The sequence below is a fragment of the Enterobacter sp. 03-F-07-AD-ECC genome, from assembly GCF_047530935.1.
GTDB lineage: Bacteria > Pseudomonadota > Gammaproteobacteria > Enterobacterales > Enterobacteriaceae > Enterobacter > Enterobacter cloacae.
Map to the genome: position 1 here is coordinate 38003 of NZ_JBLKBZ010000023.1, position 20436 is coordinate 58438.

The 20436-nt window shown below is 43.2% G+C and carries 15 protein-coding genes; 10 read left to right on the plus strand and 5 right to left on the minus strand.

Features of this window, described 5'->3' with window-relative positions; all coding sequences use genetic code 11:
• The first annotated feature begins 139 nt into the window (after positions 1 to 139).
• The 4 genes from ACMWKA_RS21885 (at position 140) to ACMWKA_RS21900 (ending at position 3020) form a co-directional block, all read left to right on the plus strand.
• Complete coding sequence (locus tag ACMWKA_RS21885; RefSeq protein WP_000494968.1) at positions 140 to 679, plus strand: lytic transglycosylase domain-containing protein; 540 nt, start codon at positions 140 to 142, stop codon at positions 677 to 679.
• Positions 680 to 761: 82 nt separating this feature from the next.
• On the plus strand, positions 762 to 1319 hold the full coding sequence (locus ACMWKA_RS21890; protein ID WP_001371950.1) for an HAD domain-containing protein: 558 nt from the start codon (positions 762 to 764) through the stop codon (positions 1317 to 1319).
• 123 nt (positions 1320 to 1442) lie between these two features.
• Positions 1443 to 2504 carry an HNH endonuclease signature motif containing protein gene (locus ACMWKA_RS21895; RefSeq protein WP_000902297.1) on the plus strand — a complete coding sequence of 354 codons (1062 nt, stop codon included), beginning with the start codon at positions 1443 to 1445 and terminating at the stop codon, positions 2502 to 2504.
• A gap of 9 nt (positions 2505 to 2513) precedes the next feature.
• On the plus strand, positions 2514 to 3020 hold the full coding sequence (locus ACMWKA_RS21900) for a YrhA family protein (RefSeq protein ID WP_000654195.1): 507 nt from the start codon (positions 2514 to 2516) through the stop codon (positions 3018 to 3020).
• 122 nt (positions 3021 to 3142) lie between these two features.
• Here the strand turns inward: ACMWKA_RS21900 and ACMWKA_RS21905 are convergent, their stop codons facing one another.
• The 5 genes from ACMWKA_RS21905 to ACMWKA_RS21925 form a co-directional block, all read right to left on the minus strand.
• Complete coding sequence (locus ACMWKA_RS21905; protein WP_094166804.1) at positions 3143 to 7093, minus strand: conjugal transfer protein TraG N-terminal domain-containing protein; 3951 nt, start codon at positions 7091 to 7093, stop codon at positions 3143 to 3145.
• Positions 7094 to 7101: 8 nt separating this feature from the next.
• The gene (trhH, locus tag ACMWKA_RS21910; RefSeq protein WP_001257292.1) at positions 7102 to 8517 is read right to left on the minus strand and encodes an IncHI-type conjugal transfer protein TrhH; all 1416 of its coding nucleotides are present in this window, start codon (positions 8515 to 8517) and stop codon (positions 7102 to 7104) included.
• Positions 8507 to 9553 (minus strand): thioredoxin family protein, encoded by a 1047-nt coding sequence (locus ACMWKA_RS21915; protein WP_000196727.1) that lies wholly within the window; start codon positions 9551 to 9553, stop codon positions 8507 to 8509. The genes trhH and ACMWKA_RS21915 overlap by 11 nt, the downstream gene beginning before the upstream one ends.
• Positions 9554 to 10144: 591 nt before the next feature.
• Positions 10145 to 10657, minus strand: a complete 513-nt coding sequence (locus tag ACMWKA_RS21920; protein ID WP_001140952.1) for a hypothetical protein — start codon at positions 10655 to 10657, stop codon at positions 10145 to 10147.
• A gap of 1 nt (position 10658) precedes the next feature.
• On the minus strand, positions 10659 to 11459 hold the full coding sequence (locus tag ACMWKA_RS21925) for a hypothetical protein (RefSeq protein ID WP_000004208.1): 801 nt from the start codon (positions 11457 to 11459) through the stop codon (positions 10659 to 10661).
• A 759-nt stretch (positions 11460 to 12218) separates the two neighbouring features.
• On the opposite strand from ACMWKA_RS21925, the gene mobI reads away from it, so the two are divergent.
• From mobI to ACMWKA_RS21955, 6 genes are read left to right on the plus strand one after another with little or no spacing between them, the layout of a single operon-like run.
• Complete coding sequence (mobI, locus tag ACMWKA_RS21930) at positions 12219 to 12704, plus strand: conjugative transfer protein MobI(A/C) (protein WP_000071885.1); 486 nt, start codon at positions 12219 to 12221, stop codon at positions 12702 to 12704.
• Positions 12701 to 13438: a hypothetical protein gene (locus ACMWKA_RS21935; protein ID WP_000995978.1), complete on the plus strand. Its 738-nt coding sequence runs from the start codon at positions 12701 to 12703 to the stop codon at positions 13436 to 13438. Before mobI ends, ACMWKA_RS21935 begins: the two co-directional genes overlap by 4 nt.
• A gap of 9 nt (positions 13439 to 13447) precedes the next feature.
• The gene (gene mobH, locus ACMWKA_RS21940) at positions 13448 to 16594 is read left to right on the plus strand and encodes a MobH family relaxase (protein WP_001011152.1); all 3147 of its coding nucleotides are present in this window, start codon (positions 13448 to 13450) and stop codon (positions 16592 to 16594) included.
• Positions 16594 to 18678: a conjugative transfer system coupling protein TraD gene (traD, locus tag ACMWKA_RS21945; RefSeq protein WP_001284073.1), complete on the plus strand. Its 2085-nt coding sequence runs from the start codon at positions 16594 to 16596 to the stop codon at positions 18676 to 18678. Before mobH ends, traD begins: the two co-directional genes overlap by 1 nt.
• A complete protein-coding gene (locus ACMWKA_RS21950; protein WP_000343600.1) occupies positions 18678 to 19787 on the plus strand; it encodes a hypothetical protein in 1110 nt (369 codons plus the stop codon). Before traD ends, ACMWKA_RS21950 begins: the two co-directional genes overlap by 1 nt.
• On the plus strand, positions 19774 to 20436 hold the full coding sequence (locus tag ACMWKA_RS21955) for a DUF4400 domain-containing protein (RefSeq protein ID WP_000718549.1): 663 nt from the start codon (positions 19774 to 19776) through the stop codon (positions 20434 to 20436). Before ACMWKA_RS21950 ends, ACMWKA_RS21955 begins: the two co-directional genes overlap by 14 nt.

Sequence of the window (20436 nt, forward strand, 5' to 3'; positions counted from 1 at the left end):
CTTAAATCGAGCACTAATATTATCACGCCCCAAAATTCCAGAATTTTGCTTAAACGCTTAAATCAACGGGTAAAGCCGAAAGAAAGTCGATAGATATATGGGAGAATAGATAAAACGTAGATTCAGTGGAGAAATCGTTGTGTTTACACCACCAGCAGATGATGTGAAACCTATTCCCGTTCCTGATGAGATTTACACTCAGTGCATTACGGATGCCGCCCGCTACTTCGGAATTGATGCTGAACTGGTTTTTACGTTGTTTGACAATGAAGGCGGTAAGGTTGGTACTTTCAGCAGGAATACTAACGGCACTTATGATATTGGCCCAATGCAGATCAACTCATCCAATCTACCTGAAATAAAAAAGCATTTCCCGACGGTAACGTGGCGGGTTCTGGCTTACGATGCTTGCGCAAGTTTCTGGGTTGGAACATGGTGGCTCTATAGAAAAATTGTTGATCGCAAGGGCAATGTGTTTGAAGGGATTGCAGATTACAACAGCAAAACCCCAAAGGTACGTGCAAAGTACATATTTAACTTCATGGTAAAGTACAATCGCCGGATCCAGCAGCGTAACGGGATGGGTGAGCTTTATCAATGGACCCAGCAACCTCCTCGATACAATGGCCATATAGCTAAAAATGTCCCGGAGCAAAACCCGACTCCTGTTGTTAAATAAATACAACCCGATATTACAGAAGATCATCGAGTGGCTTGGGTAAACCACCACAAATATTTCACACTGACTCAGGAGTAATATATTGTCTTCTTCTGCAAGAAATTTATTTAAGATTCTCTCTTCTTTCTTGATCCAGAAAAACCCTCATCATGAAGAAGTATGTGTTCATGAAGAAACAACAGCTGGTTTATGGGCCCCTCTCCCTGATTCGCATGTCGTGCTTTTCTTAGATTTCGATGGGGTTTGCCACAGGTGTAAAAATGAAACCTTTGAGCGAATGCCACTGTTAGAGAAATTGCTGGATAACTGCCCTGCCATGGTGATTGTTATCTCCAGCTCATGGCGTGAGTGCGCTAATACAAGTTATCTGAAATCTCTGTTCCGGGTGCCTTATAGAGACAAAATCATAGGTGCAACCGGTTCGGTATATTTAAAACACGGACAGACTGGTGTGCGGGCTGCCGAGTGTGAGGACTTTGTCTTTTCACATCGAGTTAAAGCATTTATCTGCCTTGATGACGACGAATCATTATTTCCGGCCGGTTATCCGCATTTGCACAAAACCGATTATTACACGGGCCTCACCGAATCTGACCTTGCAGCTCTTAACGCAAGGTACCATCAGCTCATGGGACGCTGATGAACAAAGTAACTTTCCTTTTACCCTGTCACTGCTGATCTCGTACGCCCATCCACTTTAGGATTGATTGTTTTATACCATACGCAATAATGTCTCATATGAATTCGACAAGAAAGGGACATTATGCTGCATCACTGTCAGGCTAAGTCACTGGATGACATATACCTTGAGGATATTCCCCACATCATACATCCGGCCACGGCGGTACATGACCTCGAAGATACCGCCCTGCCAAACCGGATTATTCAGGAATGGAATTTACCGCAGGGATATACACAGTTTGTCAGCCGGTATCACCAGTTCCACCATCAACGCCCCTGGCTCGCTTACCGCGATACGCTTGACGACATCAGATACGGTAAGATCGTTCTGCTTAGAAAAGACATAACCGGCAATGCCGGGCCGGGGGTTATATCAAATGGCAACCTACGCAATGACCTGCCCCTGTCCCTCTTTACCCGTCTGCGCGATATCATCTCTCGTCAGTTGAAACGCCCGGGGTATTACGTTCGATCAACGACACCAGCACAGCACGCCCAATCAACAAAAACCATTAATTCCAAAGCGGCTGGTCGTCTTCTCGCAGCTGGCGGGCTTTATAATGGAAATGTGGAGGGATTTCGACATACGGCTGAACAACTTGGCGGCGAAGCTGTTGAAGGCTATGACCAGGTATTGAACGAAACAACTTCAGGTATGCTGGTTGCAGCGGCTTCACTTCTGGTTATCCGAAATCCAAGGTCTGCGGATGAATTGACAAGTTATCTCGGCAAGTACAAAAAAGCACACGTTTTGCTCGATGATATGAATGTTAGCGAATTGAACTACATGCGCCGAGACAGAGCTGAATATTTAGCTCTCCGTGGACAATTCAACAATACTGTACGCCCTAACTTCCTTAAATCACTTTCAGACCACCCAGATGCCCTGGCTACGTTTGAACCTAACGATTTGATGAAACTTGCAACAGGCAAGGTCCCCTCTGGGTGGCAGGTTCACCACAAGATCCCTCTTGATGATGGTGGCACAAACGCTATAGACAACCTGGTACTTATTCAGAATTCACCATACCATTCAGCACTGTCGAAAGCACAATCCATCATTACGAAGGATCTACCGTATAATTCAAGCACCAAAGTTCTATGGCCATCGCCGAACGGTGTTATCTACCCGGTAGGAAAGTAAGAGGCGCTCATGAAAGATTTAACTCAACTACTCAGCAGCTTAAAGAGGTTGATGGTTGCAGATCACTACCCTTTAGCCAGCCCGGTAGCCCCGGAAGTCTTGAAAGACTTAATCTGCAATCCGCCTCCAGTGGAGTGGGCAGATCACAAAAAGAGCGCCTATATAGATATACAGAAACTCATTAAAACCAGGCTTGATTATGCCCAAGTGTTTAATGCTATGGATGGTTTTGAGTACAACGGACTTACGTTTTATAACCTTGTTCAGGCAGAGAACGAAAATCTATTGTGGTCAAATATTTACATACGCAACTTTGAAGCACGAGACAATGAAATCTACGTTGACCCAAATCTCACTGATAAGGTGTTAATCGGAGAAGATGGCATGTCACTTTTCGCTTATAGTTTTGCAGACGACTGCTTTCAGATAAGAGACAAAGCATCTACTGATTATGTTATTGAATCTCATACAGAGTTTGATAGATTTTTGTCTTCACTGATTCAAACCGTCAGTTGAATGTTCCGCAAGAGCGGTACTTCTGAAAAAAAGGCCGCAAACACATACTTTGCGGCCTTAATTGTTTAGCAGTAATTTACAATCTATTGATAGTCATTTCAGGAGGTTATATTCAACCTCCCTTATTTTTTATTTTCATTAAGCCACTGATCCGCTTTATCGACACGTGACTGGTAAGGCTCATTTGTGTTGCTCAGCTCTGACTTCATGTACTGAATGAATTCATCTGCTTTCTGAGGCCCAAAGCGTGGGTCATCCGTCAATTGCTGCCGGATAGCCCTTTCAGAGTTCTGCGCTGCATTCGCATAAGTCGAAACGCCGTCGCTGCTAATACTCTGATACCGGTCACTTACAGCTGCGACGCCATCAGACATCTGCATGTGATTAAGGACTTTACCCTGGAGAGAATCAGGCATATTTGCAGGGTTAGAGGCATCATTTGCTATCGATGTCTGGGTTTGAAGGATGCCCGCTCCCGTAAGCATCTCATTTACCGGTTTCGCCCCAACGCTGGTTAGCGTATCCGAAACAAATTGCTGGCCCCCGAGTAGCGCACCAGAAATCGCGCCCCGCTCAGTGTTGGCCTCTATCTTTTCCCCAACCAAGCGATCTGTGACGGTCTGAGTGCGGTTACCAACGAGACCACCGCCCGACCCACCTTCTCCCAGGTTTGCCCGTACGACTGACTCAAGTGAACCATCAGCTCTGTTATGAGTGTTGAAACTGCTATGGATGCTCTTAACGTCATTCATACTCCAGTTAACGTTATAGTTACCCAGTTCATTAAGGATCTTCTGGGTATCCGCTTTGAGCTGCTCTCTTTCGGCACCGGTAGCCATGGTGCTGGCACCATAGGTAAAGACAGCTTGCTGTGCCAATTCAGCTCGCTTATCGTCCCGGCTTAAGTTCGGGTTGTTGGCAACACGACTAAAGTAGTTATCAGTGTTATTAGATAAGCCACGAACTTGCCCGCTCTGATACATACTGTTCAAAGCAGTGGCTCGTTGATCCATTCCATCACCAACCACCCGACCTCCAACCTTTTCCAGATCGTTAAATGTGCCTTCTGCATTTCTGACATCCTGACCCGAATTGACGACTTTCTCTACACCCTGATTATTCAGTACAGGTCCATTCTTTTCGAGAGAATTAAGCACATTCCTTTCTTCATCAGAATAAGTGCGGCCCACGTTGTTGTTATGTATTCCCTGAATATCGCCTTTGCCCGCGTTATCAAGGTTATACGGAGTAAAGCCAGCTTCACTTTTTCCAGGGACATGCTGTGTCGCGTCCTGAGCGTTGGAGGAAAGACCGAGTTTAGCCTGCGAATCTACACTTCCACCCAGTTCCCCTACGCGTGACGCACTCATCACGCCAGACGTATTTACGCTGTCAGGAGTTCTATCCTGTGCCTGAGTGATAGTATTAATTCCTGACCCGTCACCTGAAATTCTGTCGAGCTGATTGGTGATAGGTAGCAGCTGCTGTGCATTACCACCGAAGTCGGAAACCAGACTTTTAAGCAGGCTGGAGGTTTCACGGAGATCCTGTTTATTACTTTCGGCCGTCTCTCCCCGGGCGGTATCAATCGCAATTTTTTGCTCACTGAAATCTCGGGTTGCAGCCACAAGCGCGTCAGTACGTTGAAGCTGCGATCCAAGCTGATTACTGGCCTTGAAGGTATCGTTATAGGAGTTGAATTTCTCCATAAACGCATTCTCATCCAGCCCATTCTTACGAGCAAAATTCCTTACATCATCATCACTGAAGTTTTTGTTGCGAATAGAATCGGAGAACCTGTCCAGGTTAATGCTTTGTTTAGAATCAAGGCTCATTCCACTATTGGAGCTTGCGTTAGTCGAAACCGATGTAGAAATATTTTGCGCCATCGTCTGTGTCGCCTGGTTCATTTTCGACGATGCTTCTTTAAACGCATTAGTATTGGATATCTGATCGCTGCTTACCTGAGACGCCGCTTTACTGAACTGGTCAGTTAACGCAGAATCCTGGCTAAGCTGATTCGTGATTGCTTTTGAAAGGTCATTTGAAAGCGAGTCACTGCCTGTATTGGTCTTAGATGCACCGCTACTCAATTGCCCTGCTACAGCCGCTTTCAGCCCGGCTCCATTGCCAGTTCCAACACCTCCATTAAGCCCAGCGTTGAGAATAACATTTGAAGCAATGCTGGCCATCTGAGACGCACTCACCCCATGTTTCGTTGCAATACCTTCTGCTACAGAGGCACCAATCTTATCCGAGATCTGCTTCATTGTTTGCAGGTTGGTTGAGAACTGCTGGCTCGACTGTCCTGACCTTCCAATTTCGCTCATCTGACTGTAACCAGCCTGGAATGAATTACTTGCCGCACTCATAACTGATGAGGTTACAGCTGATCCTTGTCCCTGGCTGTTAGCGATACTTGAACCAGCATTCCACATTCCAAGACGGAAATTACTTGAATCAACTGCGCCGCCATCGCTGTATCCCTGACCGGTACTGGTTAAGGCGGTTCGTGTCACGTCACCAAATGAAGATTTACCGCTGTTAGGGCCATCCCATACTTTGGGCGTTACATGACCAGTATCCACCGGCGCATCGGGGGTCACTCCCTTAACCGCATTCATCATCGGGTGAATCGACTGTGTCATCAGGAATAATGTGAGTACCGGAATCAGAGCATAGAGGGCGGAAGCAACAGACAGGTATGAACTGTATGTTTCCGCAAGCCCTGGGAGTCCCATCCACGTGACGGCATTATTCTGGCTGTTGAGGGTGCTCCAGGTATCCAAGTCGGCCGTCGCGACTTTCTTCACATACGCGTTGACCATTACTGCCGTAAGCGGCCACATATTCACGAAGAGGATAAGTTGCAAATATTTCGCCGCAGCGGCAACACCATTACCACCTAACGCCAGCAGCATAAGCAAAGCAAATGGAGCAACCATATAAGCAAACATTTCAAGGAATGCGATTGCTGCTCCCGACAGTTGTAACCACAACTGGCCCTGTGAAGCCATTGTGTTGGTTCGCTTCAGAGAAGCCTCAAACAACTGCATATCGGAAGCCAGACCGAGTGGGGTCTTATATTTGCTTGCGCCATTTCTGAGCTCATTCATAATGAACAGGTTCAGGGTGGCGTCATACGAACCAATAGCCTTACCGTACATACCATTTGCTGACGCCATAACATCAGTAAAGCTTGCGCCGGTAGGTGCACCATTTGCTTCGTCTGGAGTAAGGATGCCGTTTGTCTGTCCTATAAGGGAAATAGTCTGGCGAGCTTCAGCTGTACTGGTAACCTGTTTCACAGTTGACCAGACCTCATCACACGTACCAGATTTTGAACCGTTAGCGCCAACAATACTGGCAGAGGCATTCTTCAGTGCGCCTTTCATCGCCTGATTAATCCGGTCCATGCTATCTGCCAGATTAGCTGAGAAAATATCGTTAAAAATAGTTTCTTTACCGGCAATATTTGCGCTTGAGTTTTGGGTAGCCTTCAGGCAGTTGTATGCAAGAGACTGAACGGTAGCACATACGTTCATTGGCCCTAGCCCGCTGGCCGGTTCAGGAAATGCGGAACAGTAGCCCAGGCTATCGCCGCCCCATTGCAAAAACTTCACGAATCGGATCATCGGACCGAGGGTGATGTCATCGTCCAGAGTTGTTGCAGACAGGTCCACCGGAGAAAGCGGATCAAACGCTGTTTTATAATCCTTCAGCAAACCCTGGCTTAAGTTAGTGGTGACGGTTGCCATCGCAGCAATAAAAATTGGAATTCCGTCGACGTTTCTGACCTCTCCCGACTTTACAGATTCAATAGTTACATCCACTCGAACCATTGCCATCATGAAAAGGATCAACCCCAAAAACCAGGAGAAAAACGGTAATTCATTTTTGGTCGGAGCCTGAAGCCATAGCCACGTTTTATAGAATAGGCTCACACCTGCTACAACGGCGGCCGTGGTCAGGAACTCTTTTACACCAGTATATTGAGAAAAGATCAGGGCAATACCGGTAAAAGCCGACCAGACAAAATCAATATCACCCAGGGTATATATGTTGTAATCCATGTCAGACCTCAGTTACGTGTGCCACGAATACTTTCAGTGAAAGCCTTCCGTTGCAGGCGACGGTTATCCCAGGTTGAAATGACGTCCGAGCTGGTACCGACCTGGCTGTGCGATAGCTCATAGGCGGCTTTAACCTGTTTTGAGAGATTGTCTGTTAATCGGTTGAGATCATCCCTTTTACCCGACAGCGACTCACTCGGTATGCTCATGGTTGAAATTTTGGCCTCAACCTGGCGCAACATGTTGATTACGAGGCTCGTCGCAGCAATAGTGCTGATGTCCTGAATGTATGCGTACCCTTCCGGTGCTTCGAATGTTTGCAAAGAGTCGATAATGGTCGGGATGCCGATATAGGAGATAATGCGTAATTCATCATCTGAAACACGAACGTCGTTGATGATTTTTTTCTGTACGTTTAAAAGAAGATCAGAAATGGTATCCTTCAATCCCTTAAAACCACCGTCATTAACTTCTGACATGACAAGGCACTGAGCCTTTCGTGGGGATGATGGATCTGGTGCCGGAGAACACTTGAGCATTTTAATTGATCCGCCAGCTGGTGGCCCCATGATGTAATCCGTGACAGTCATGGTAGACGGGCGGACTTCCATTCCCGCTTTTTCGCCTTTGCTATCCCAGTTGATAATGACAGTACCTACGAGAGACATAAGTTGTTCTGCCAGTTTATAACCGGATAACTCCGTTACCCCTCCGATGTTCATCGTTCCCTTATCAATATCCATGAACGACATATAGAAGAGGTTACCACTGAATTTTTCAGCGAACTCTTCGGGATCCTTTGCTTTAACCTGAGAAGTGACAGCTTCAGGTGACTTTGTCATCGATGAGCCAAAATCAGGAATAAGACCATTAATCGATCCCAGAATTGAGGCTGGTCCAGAGCTAACTGAGTTAGCGAACTGGCTTGGCGTACCCACGTTTTCAGAAAGGAAAGAGTAAGTTGCATTGCATGAATCTTTCGCAAATTTATTTAGCGCTTGCAGTTTGTTTTGGATGTCATTAATCGTTGCAGCACAGTCAGCACAAATAGCTGAAACAGCAACGTTAAAAGCATAGATAGCCGCACCCTGGGCAATACCACGGGCCACCTGCACAAGCTGGTCCCCGTTGATCATGCTGAAGGACCCAAGAAAAACGTCAATACCGTTACAACCGACAGAAGCTTTTGGAAACGACATGGAAACAAGGTTGGTATTAACGTTTGTTGTTCGGTAAGACATTGACCCGCCAACTATGCCTGTACGGGTTGCTGTGGAAAAGGTGGCCGGGCTGGTAGACGTCATCATGCCATTGAAAATGTTACGCATTGCGTTGTCTGCATTTGCAGTCGGGGCTAAAATTGCAGCACAAACAGAAAGAGACAAAAGTAACTTTTTGAAGTTGAAAACGGCATTACTGCGCATAAGTGCCTCCAAAACTGCCGCCAGCATTGAGATAATTGACCGGATCGGCCGTAGGCATGTCATAGCCTTCGAGTTTTTGGTCCATTATTTTTTGAAGTAGGAATGGGTCTGATTCCATTTCGGATTTATTAACGGTAATAACGCCATCATCGCCGATGGTATATTGCCTTTTAATATCTAGAGTTGACTGGAACGAAGCGTCATCGATCAGATTCATGCCCTTCGCGGCAAGTATAATAGTGTTCTTTAATTCATCAGCGGAGATCATGCCTTCACTAATGCGCTGAGCTGATGTCCCATCCTTTGAAACCAGGAAAATTGTAGGTACCTCTCGAATTTTAAATTGATCAATAATTTGTGCGTTGGGGATGTTAAAATCCTGAAAAAGGCCATTATGCAATGGCCTTCCATCCATACTGATTGGAAGAATATCTACCGAATAATAGTTCTGCATAAATTGAAGTATTTGGCTTTCTTCGTGGCAAAACTGGCAAGTACTCTGGAAAAAGAAAAATAAACCTGACTTAGTAAAGATATCTTTCATTACCGTTTGCTGATTTTTTTCAACAACAGTGCGGTGAGCATCCAGTGCCACCTTTTCCACTGGTTGCCTGCGTTTTTCAGACATCATCGGGTTTTTAAGAAAATAATCTTTTGATTTGTCAGAAAAACGCGTACTGATATCCAGCATTAACCTTTGCGCCGTGTAATAACGTGATAGATTTTCTGCGGTAGGGTTATCCATTGCCTGCGTTAACAGTCGAGGCATATTCTCTTTTAGCCATTTTGAATTTAAATCTACCATTTCCTCTTTTGAAGGCGAGCTAGCAGCACCGGTTGGTGGCAAAACCTCTTCTTCTTCAGCTTCGCTTTTTTTAGCAGGATCGTCATACCAGAAGAAACCCTTCTTATAAGCCTGGCCAGATACAAAGGGCGTATCTTTTATTAGGGGTTGCTCAGGGCTGGCGTGGGCACCAGTAATTACCAAAGACATAAGCAAAACCATCTTTGAAGGCGCTAATGCAATACGAGTCATAGACCGTTCTCCTTTTCTGATGCGGTTATGATGGCATACAAAAAAAAGGTTAGAGCTCGTATAGCATGGTCGTTTTTATGTTGAAAAGGACGGAAAAGGAGTGCTGACTAAGAAGATAGTCTCGGTGATGGAAAGATCATCCATCTTGCACGTTGTCAAAAATCCGGTGTAACAAAAACATGGTTTTATCGAATATCTAAAAGCAAATATTGCTTTGAAAACAGGTGTATTTAGAGCTGAAAAAAATCATCACAAGTAATGCTGTTTCTATATTTCAAAAAAGGAATAGCTAAGGATCAAAGAAGCGAACTTAGACAAGAATATAAAATATATTAATTGAAAGCGATTAAGAAGTCGTCATGCATAGAAGGTTTTGAGAACCTAAGTAGTTTTACGTTTTCAACAGAAAAAAAGGTGCACATTTTTGGAACGAAGAAAAACTGAATAAAGAAAAATCAAATTATATCTTTACTTGTCAAGAGTTGATATTTAAGTTGTAACTAATATTTGATTGTAAAGCAAACAACAGAATTTGACTTAAGTCAATATTTAGATTCAGACAAGGCAAGTTTCGCGATATCTTTTTTAAATTTAATCTAATTCTTCTTGAGAATACCTCTCTATGGCTGAAGCAGTTGAAGATAATCTGCAACGTGGACAATGAGCATCATTTGTCACTGGCACAATGTATGGGCGTTTACATTTTTCGCAGGCACCTAGTTCTTCAATTTCTTTCATAGAAGTAAGGATTTCTATTATTTTATTAACTTCCGGTGCGCATACAAAGTATCCCAGATTATGAAGGACACTCATTATTCGGTTGAAGTCAATTTGCCGAAAACTCGCTTCCGGATTTATTGGATCAAAACCAAAATAGTTAACTGCGACATCAATAACAGCAGAAAAGGCTCGGCGGTTATCTGTGCGTTTGCTCCAGCCCCGGATACCTTTTTTGAGTTTTGTTTTTGCACCAGGCTCAAAATCGATATTTTCAGCAACATGATTACCGTACAAAATTCGTATTGTATTTTTATTTGCCCCAAGCGACATAGTTCTTGCTGCTCGCAATAGAGCATTAGCTTTTGTTTGATCGACCTTTGCCATATCAATAATCCTTTAACATAACTTTATTTGTTAAAGTGTTGAACACATCCTGACGGTGACTGGTGAACATAGTGTCATAACGTAATAGTTCCATCAAATCATCACTAACTTTTCCTAACCGGATGTCAGCAGACAATTCATAAGCCCAGGCAAAAACTTTCGTTTTAAGTGAAACACTCTCTTCAATATGCCCTTGTGAGAAAGCAATTGTACGTGGGAAAAGAACGACATCGTTAATTGTTTTTAACGATGAATAACCAATGTCTTTAATAGCATCAGCTGTAGTTGGTTTTAAACCAAAGAAAATACTTACAAACTCTGGTGCGAGCATTGAGATAAAGAACACCTGCATAAAGTAGTCATTCTGTATATCAACACATTTAGAACGCAACTCATGAATCTTCTTGGGATTATAGATATCCACTGTACCATTCAGAAAAGTCACTTTTTCACCGGCATCGTAAATACCATAGTCAATATCATTTGTATCATATTCACGAATTACATTGGAATCACCGTCCAAGACCGCAGAAAAAAACCTCTCCCATGTAATTTCCTTTCCGAGTGTACGCGGAACCAAAAAACTACCTGGACGTGTTTCCACTTCAAAAGCTAAATCAGCGGCTGTACTAAATCCTTTCCCAAATAGGCGACGCTGGAGAAGAGGAGTCCCAGTTTGATATGCAGAAGATCCATGCACAGGCAATAACATTAAAAATGCACGGTAACTACGAATAAGCGAAATCTCAGTGCGGAAAAGTTTACCGAGTAAGCTACGAGTTAAATTATCAGATTCTGACATGTGCTGATTGTCCTTGCGCCATTACAATTGTTCAAATCTTCAACATGGATTTTTTGTTAGGTGTTCGGTAGGGTGAAAAGTAACTTTTAGTATTTTCTTAAGGCTTGAATAAGCCTTAAATCTATCCCTTCAACCACACCGCTTACTTGTAACACTTTTTAACCAAACTAACCAGAATTTTATCAAAAATTCCTGCGCATGCTAACGAAATGTGAAGCGATTAAAAAAAAACCTAAATCCAGCCCCTCCCAACGTTGGATTAGAATAACGACGTCTTTCACTGACCGTCATAAACTGACATTTTTACTTTTCATCAACCTCATGCTTACATAGGATCACTAAACAAAGAAAAGTGACCCTATGAATGCCTCACATAGGGTCACTTATGTTTGAAAAGTGACCCTATGTAATGTCGTCATAGGGTCACTTTTTATAAAAGTGTCACTATGGACAAAGTTCCATAGGGTCATTTTTTTTGGAAAAGTGGCACTAGATATATGTATAACTTTAATAGAGCAATGCACATTATCAAAAGCAATAATCCACAATGGTCATTCTGTCAAAAGTAACTTTAGGGGGTAGCGATGGAAGTGAGGCTAAACTCGCTGTTACTGTTTCTGAAGGCCCCTCCCGAATGGGGGAAACAGCGAGTGCATTACATCTGTTCAATTCCCTCATCAAAGAGCATTCAAAAATCTTCTGTTCGTGAAAAAAAACGGAAATTTCCTCCGGTATAGTAATTTCACATCAGGAGGCGTCATGAGTAATTCAAATCTTATAAGTTCTATAGAGCTAACACGTAAAAATTTACGTGCTCAGATTGAAGGTTTGCGTGTTGAGGCTGAAGATCTCATTACAAAATACTGGATCAAGTGGAAGGAACGAAACCACCAAGAGATTAACCTTACCCGACATAGCAAAGTTCCAAAGAGGGAGTACCTGGGTTCTTACGCACCAAAAGTTGAGCTAATTGGTAATGCCAGAAAAGTAACGATCACTTGGCATCAGTTCAGCCCTTATAAAACAAGAGCGCCTAGCCACATGTCAAAACGGGTGCAACCAATGAAAAGTGGAAAATATTCTAAGAACTGTTTTGTAAACCATGCCAGCTGGGAATACGAAATGATTTCTGAAACGGAAGCATTGCTGGAGCCTTACAGAGAAATGCTTGAGCTCTATCATTCAGCATATATCGAACTTGGACGAAAAATCCGTCAATACTCAAAAACTAAGGTGGCACAATGAACGACGCAATTATCACGGACAATGAGCGTATTAACATTGAACCAAAAGATGTAATGGTAAAAGGTTCAAATAAAAAGCAAGGCGTAAACGCTCAAACTTCTACTCAACGTAGACCAGAGCACCAGGGTATGGCCAAAGTTATTATTAACCCCGGCACCCCAGACTTTAACCGGTTTTTAACTGCCAGAAATGGAGCAGTCATCAGAGGTTTTGATGATGTGAGTATCGCTATTTCCTCTCTCTTTAAAACGGTTGATGCAGTTAAACATCCTGACCTTGTTCAGGCTATTCAGGATTGGTTCAACGAGCTGCATGAAGAAAACAATAAGATGAAAGAAAATCTTGTTGCTTATATTAAGTCAATTGAGTTCGACAAGAATGACTCATTCATGTCATCAACTCAGTTTGTACCTTTCAGTTTTGAACCAGTACAACTCAACTTCAATAACCACAACACCATGAGGTTTTACAAGTACATCTTCGAGATGAACCAGCTCATGAACACAATGTATGAGTACAACTCATTGGGTTTACTGGCTGTAAGCGACTATCCGGTTATGTCTCACAACATTATAAAGAGTATTAATTTATATGTTGAGAATGTGAAAAAGACTCTGAATGTTTCTCGCCGTAAGGATGGGCCATACAGTCCAGCAGAGTTCATCACCAAAGTAATGCAATATAAAAGTGTGCAGGCATACATTGCAGCCGAACTGTCAGGCAAACGTCGATAAGGTATGATGATGAATTTCAGGGCGCTGTATTTATGTATTAAACGGATTTTGGGGATATTCTCATCTCAGGAGAATGATGCAACCTCTGTAATGATTGAGGATATATCAAGCCTCTCTCCTTTTGCGCAGATTCTAGGAGATCAGAAGTACACTGTTCCTGATCATCCAAATCCAGAAGTCCTGAAATTCATCGAGTATCCAACTCGTCCGACGGGCATACAGACATTTAATGAACAGTCAATCCTGTCTCTGTATCGGGAAAAGCTGCACTCAATTTCAATGATGTTAGCTATCAGCGATAGCGACATCAGGGACGATGCATATACATTTACTAATTTAGTTTTAAAGCCCTTGGTTGAATATGTTCGCTGGATACATCTTTTGCCAGCTTCCGAAAATCATCATCATAATGGTATTGGTGGGTTACTTTCTCACAGCCTGGAAGTGGCCATACTCTCTTTAAAAAATGCGCATCACTCAGAACTGAGACCAATCGGATATCAAGATGAAGAAGTAGTCCGTAGAAAAGTATATCTCTATGCTGCGTTTATCTGTGGTTTAGTCCATGATGCCGGAAAGGTTTACGATCTCGACATTGTAAGCCTGAATTTAGCTAGTCCGATCATTTGGACGCCAAGCTCACAAAGTCTTCTTGACTGGGCACGTGAAAATGACGTGGTTGAATACGAAATCCACTGGCGAAAGCGTATTCATAATCAACATAATATCTGGTCCAGCGTTTTCCTTGAGCGAATCCTAAACCCGGTATGTCTTGCATTTTTGGATCGGGTAAATAAAGAACGTGTTTATTCAAAAATGATCACCGCCCTAAACGTTTATACTGATGGGAATGACTTTTTGTCTAAATGCGTGAGGACCGCTGATTTCTATTCTACTGGTACAGACCTTAATGTTTTACGTGACCCTATCATGGGTCTGCGTTCTAATGATGCAGCAGCAAGGGCCATTAGTACCATCAAGCACAACTTTACCAGTATCAATATCAACAATTACAATGCTAAGCCTATGCACATCATTATCGTAAATGGTGAGGTATACCTTAACGAGAACGCATTCCTTGATTTTGTTCTCAATGATTTCGAATTACATAAATATAACTTCCCTCAGGGAGAGGCTGGTAAGACCGTATTGGTAGAATCCCTAGTTCAACGTGGTTACGTCGAGCCCTATGATGATGAGCGTGTCGTTCACTACTTCATTCCGGGTATCTATTCGGAAAACGAAATATCAAACATCTTTAGAAATGGGATAGGGAAACTAGAATTCTATAACCTTCTTAAGCTAAGGTGGATTGGTTTAATCTTTGATTCCTATAAAATCCCTGACTCAGTGCCGGGTCTTTTTAGCGTTAATGCCAATAAAGACTTTATTTACATTGACGAGCAAAAAACAGTTACTGAATACAGAAGACCAGTGCCCGGTCGGGACGTTATAACTAAAATTACTGATACTGTTGAGACGGCTGTTCTTAAGGTTAATGATTTAGGCCGCTCCTCTGCCTCTATTGATGTTGATATACATTCTAAGAAAAATGAAGGCTCATCCGACGATTTTGAGAAGAAAGCCGAAAGTGATAATGAAATTGATAATGACACGCAGATAGTTAAATCTGAGGGTGAGGAAGCAGCTGATCCTGTCATTCCTGATATAGAAGAAAGTGAAGATGAATCGGCAAAGGACACGGAATCCCATGTCCTGGTCAACCAACTTCATGAACTCCTTTTAAGCGCTCCACTTTCCAATGACTATATAGTGTGTGTTGATGCTGTCCCCTACCTCAACATAGATACCACTATGGCATTGCTGCCGGGATTAGATGAAAAAGCATTCAGTGAAGAGCCCTATTTCCAACTGACATTCAGAGAAGGCTCTCTCGATGGAATGTGGATAGTAAGGGACATTGACGATCTGCGTTTAGTCCAGCTCGGCGATAACTGCGCCGGGTTCCAGCTCACCTATCATGAGCCAAGAAGGCCAACAACTTTAAAGTCACTTTTCAATACTTCTATGTATCAGGCATTAGTGATTAATGATGAGTCTTCTGTTGAAAACTCTGCCCCACGTCCAAAGCAAACGCTTGAGCTGCCTCCCCCACGTGTAAATGCAGTCGAAGAACATTCTGGCGACGTGGAATATCATGGAACCGATAGTGCATCCGCGACTGGTCCGCTGAAAACTGAGGCTGTGGAATATGAACATTATCAACATCTTTTTGAGAAAGAAGATGAAGAGCATGAGATCATTGATTATACCGATTTCTCACAGCTTAGTGTTTCTCGGCCAGAAGTCGGTAGTTGTGCAACAAGCTCTTCGGTCCATAATGAAAAGCTTCTCTCCGAGCCGTCAGAATTACCAGAACTTAACCGAGAACAGAACGCTGATCCCCAGGGTACGAATGAACGCTCTATGGATGTTTCTGTAGGACAAGAAAACTCAGAACCAGATACTGAGGGTAACTGCCCACCACCAGCTGAAGTTGTGTATTCCCAGACCGAAGCAGCCGCAACCAGTGTGATGGCAAGTGAAGAGCCCGCCTTACCTCCTGTACTTGAAGAATCAAATGGAGAGCATGCGCCCACAGACGCTAAGGGGCATCATCTTTCGCCAGCACTGGCCAGACTGTTCGCCCCAACAGCACCGGTAGAAAAACAAAATCCCAAGCGCAACCGGAATAAATCATCGGACAAAGCAGAAGTACAAAAACCAGCATCACCTGTTTCTGGTCACAATCTGAACAGTAAAGTCTTTGCATCTACTGAATCAGACCAAAATGGTGAATTCTCGCTTATAAGCGAAGGTGACGTTACAGAGCTTGAATTTGTAGAAATTGCGTTAGTACTGCATCAAATTCTGTCCAAAATGGAGGTGGCGTTTAAAAGAAAGCGCAAAAACAGATTTATGGTAAGTACTCCTAATACTCTCTATCTGACCCAATCTTGCGTGGAAAAATTTGGGTCGCAGTTAGAGGCTCAAGATCTTTTCAATAAGCTTCCTCAGTACCTCGTTAATTCTGGTGCTGTGATCAATACAAAATGCCATGCATTTAACATGCCTACTTTGCTGGCCGCATCAGACCGGGCGAAAGTGGACATTGAACGAATTATCAATAACCTGAAAGAGGCTGGGAACCTATAATGTCAGATTCGAAGAGGACTAACCTCCATGCACAAGAGAATTTTTATCGGCCTATTCTTGAGTATCGTAGTGCCTCAATACTTTTGATTTGTTCGGTTTCTATGCTTTATATGGGACTTTCTTCAGACGGACTGGACATCGCCCCAATAGTTCTGTTCACCTCAATATTGCTTTTTTTGCTGTGCCTTTATCGTTGCAAAACAGCAGCGCCATTTTTGATGGCTCATTGGCGTGTATTCAAGCGACATTTCATGTTCGTTAGTCTTGATTCACTGCGTGTAATTAACAAAAGTAACTTTTTCTCCAATGAGCGAAAGTATCGTCAACTGGTTCAGGATTATCAAAATAAAAATAAGGATATACCCGAGCGAAAGTCCTATTTTTGTGATGGGTTTGAGTGGGGTCCGGAACATGCGGATCGGGCATATCAAATAGCTAACCTCTCCAGTGATAAACGTGAGATCGAGTTGCCATTCGTCTTCAACCCAATTAAGAGACATTTTGACGCAATGGCTCGTAAGATGGGCGGCAGCAATGCAATTTTTGCTGTGGAACGTAGGGAACCCATATTTGTAACTGAAGACAATTGGTTTGGTCATACTCTGATAACCGGAAACGTGGGTACCGGGAAAACGGTGCTACAGCGTTTACTAAGCATTAGCATGCTTCATCTTGGTCATGTTGTTGTTGTCATAGATCCAAAGAACGATGCAGAGTGGCGAGAATCTCTAATGGAAGAGGCTAAGACCCTCGGTCTTCCTTTCTATAAATTTCATCCTGGCCAGCCAGCATCTTCGGTCTGTATTGATGTCTGCAACACCTATACTAATGTTTCTGACCTAACATCTCGTCTTTTGAGCTTGGTGACAGTTCCCGGTGAGGTTAACCCATTCGTTCAGTATGCCAAGGCTCTCGTTTCCAATGTGATTTCCGGGCTTTCTTACATAGAGAAAAAGCCTTCTATTTATCTGATTCACAAGAACATGAAAAGCCACATGTCTATTGTGAATCTTACAGTCAAGGTAATGGAGTCATGTTACGCGAGATATTATGGTTACGATGTCTGGACCGAAAAAGTTAAGTACGTCGCTAACGATACCTTGCCGGTACGTTTCAAGCGTCTCGCTGAATGGTTTACGGCTCATTTCATGAATTACGAGGGGTCCGAACAAATAGACTGGTTAGATACTGTTTCCCAGCTTATTGATTACTCAATGTCCGACCCAGAGCATATGGCTAAAATGACCGCAGGTATTATGCCTGTTTTCGATATGCTCATTGAAAAACCTTTAAATGAGCTTTTATCTCCTAACCCGAACTCAGTATCATCAAGAGAAATTGTAACAAGCGAAGGGATGTTCAGCACTGGCGGGGTGCTATACATTTCGCTTGATGGCCTTTCAAACCCCGATACAGCAGCTGCTATTTCTCAATTAATAATGTCAGATCTGACCTCCTGTGCCGGTAGTCGCTACAACGCTCAAGATGGTGATATGTCAGCTAATTCCAGGATAAGTATTTTTGTTGATGAGGCACACTCAGCCATTAACAACCCTATGATTAACCTTCTGGCGCAGGGTCGTGCAGCGAAAATTGCACTGTTTATTTGCACCCAAACCATCTCCGACTTTATTGCTGCGGCAAGTGTTGAAACTGCCAATCGAATTACGGGGCTCTGCAACAATTATATAAGCTTGCGAGTCAACGATACTCCTACTCAGACGCTTGTTGTAGAGAACTTTGGTAAGAGTGCGATAAGCACAAATATGGTCACTTATACGACCGGTTCAGAAACATCTTTGCCGCATAATAACTTCTCAGGTTCAATCTCAGAAAGAAAGCAGACAACTTTAGAAGAGAGTATTCCAAAGGATCTCTTGGGTCAGGTCCCTATGTTTCACATAGTTGCCAGGCTTCAAGATGGCAGGAAGGTTGTAGGCCAAATCCCTATTGCTGTTGCTGAGAAACAAATGAAGCCAAACACAACTCTGTCGGAAATGCTTTTCAAGAAGGCCGGAAAAGTTACTTTGCGTCAAAATCTCGATATCAAAAATCTTAATAAATTTCTAAGGAAGTTGCATTGATGGATGAAAAAATTGTCCTGACGCGCCAGCAAATTTTAAGCTCTGCACTAAAAGTCAGCAAATGTCGCTCGCTCGTAAAAAGGCGCTTTCAGTCTTTGGGTTTAAAGTACGCAGATTCTCAGGAAGTTCGAGATCGGCTAACTATGATAGAAAAAAACGCGTTTCATCATTTGGGAAAATTTTGTCAGAGCAACGATATCGATTCCCTATTCTCCATGGCAAATACCCTGTCTGAGCTTTTCCTTTTAAAGGGAGAGTTGATCACGACTGATCCCTTTGGGGACCGTGAAACCAGCTACTGGTCGGTACCACAAGGATCATGCCATGAATGGATTCAATCACTGACCACCAGCGAAGGTCCTGAACGTAAATTCGTTAGTTTCCGTATTTCTTTCGATAACAATGACGTACGGTGTGATCTTGTAAAAAAGAATGCCCGTATGCTTGGTTGTTATCTTTTGCCTTATTTCGTCGATTTAACACGCACGGTGGGCGCATTCATTAATTTGCCAGGTAGTGTCTCTTTTAAACAAGTACAGCGCATCAAACCCCAGATTCATCCAGAAACAACACATAGTCATATAGTTACTATTGAGGACTCTCCCTTTCTTTCTCGGTTAAAATTTAAAATCATTACTGCCATAGATCAGCTTCCTGACCCTAATGGCCTTTATACAAACACCTTTAACAGCATTATTGACCGTGCACTGCTGACTCATCTCAAAACCGAACAGGAAAAAATAGATAGTCCAAGAGTCTGCAAAAATGTGATTTCGGCTTTTGCCGACTCAACTCTTTCTCTGCCGGTGTTTAACATCGGCCTAAACGAGCAGTACAGATACTGGACGCCGTGGGGCATCAACTTTATAGAATTTTCCCGCCAGGCCGCAAAAGCAAGGACCGCTGTATTTGTTCCTGATGTGGGACAGATCGAGTGGAAAAGCGCAGAGCATAAAGAACTGGCGGAGTTAAGCCTCATCGACCAAATCATACCTAAACAGTACCACTGGCTCCTGGGTATCCCGACGATGTGGCGTAACAACTATTGCAATCACGATCAGAGGCTAGCTCTTTTTCGTGAATGGAGGGAAAGCAATGGCTGCGGATAATACAAGCAGGGCAGCAGTGCTCAGAACAATGCTTTTTTTTGGCATGGTCATTTATTTTGGTTACAGCTTGGCTTTCCAGAATACTGAGGAGCTCAAATATCAGATTACTCAGGAGGTTAATGCAAGCCGGTCCATCATATCAAATGACCGTTGGAAGTCTGTCATTGCAAATAGTGAAGCGACTTTAAATTGGTTGGTACATGACTATAAGTTAATTGACTATCTGAATACTATTCTGATCCCTGACACCAAAAAACCAGCCAGAGGTATTAACATTGTTGCTGAAAAATTTACCTCTATTAATTACACTATGGCCAAAAACATACCCCTCTTACTTTATCAGTCCATTTTCCGGTGGAACTTAATCCTGGGGTGGCTAATCGTTTTTCTGCCCTATCTATTTGCCATGCTAGCAGATGGAATGTACCAGTGGAAATTGAAGAGGTACGTATTTGGTAAGGTTACAGTTCAGTTTTATCGTATTTGGTTTCGAGCATTTTGGGTGATCAGTGCTTTAACGATGGTCTACCTGGTCATGCCAAATATGTCACTATTTAACAATATCGCTCAACTTTTCCCACCAGTCGCTTTATTGATACTGGGAATTGCATTGAATCGCTTGTGGTCTAACTTTCAAAAACTCATGTAA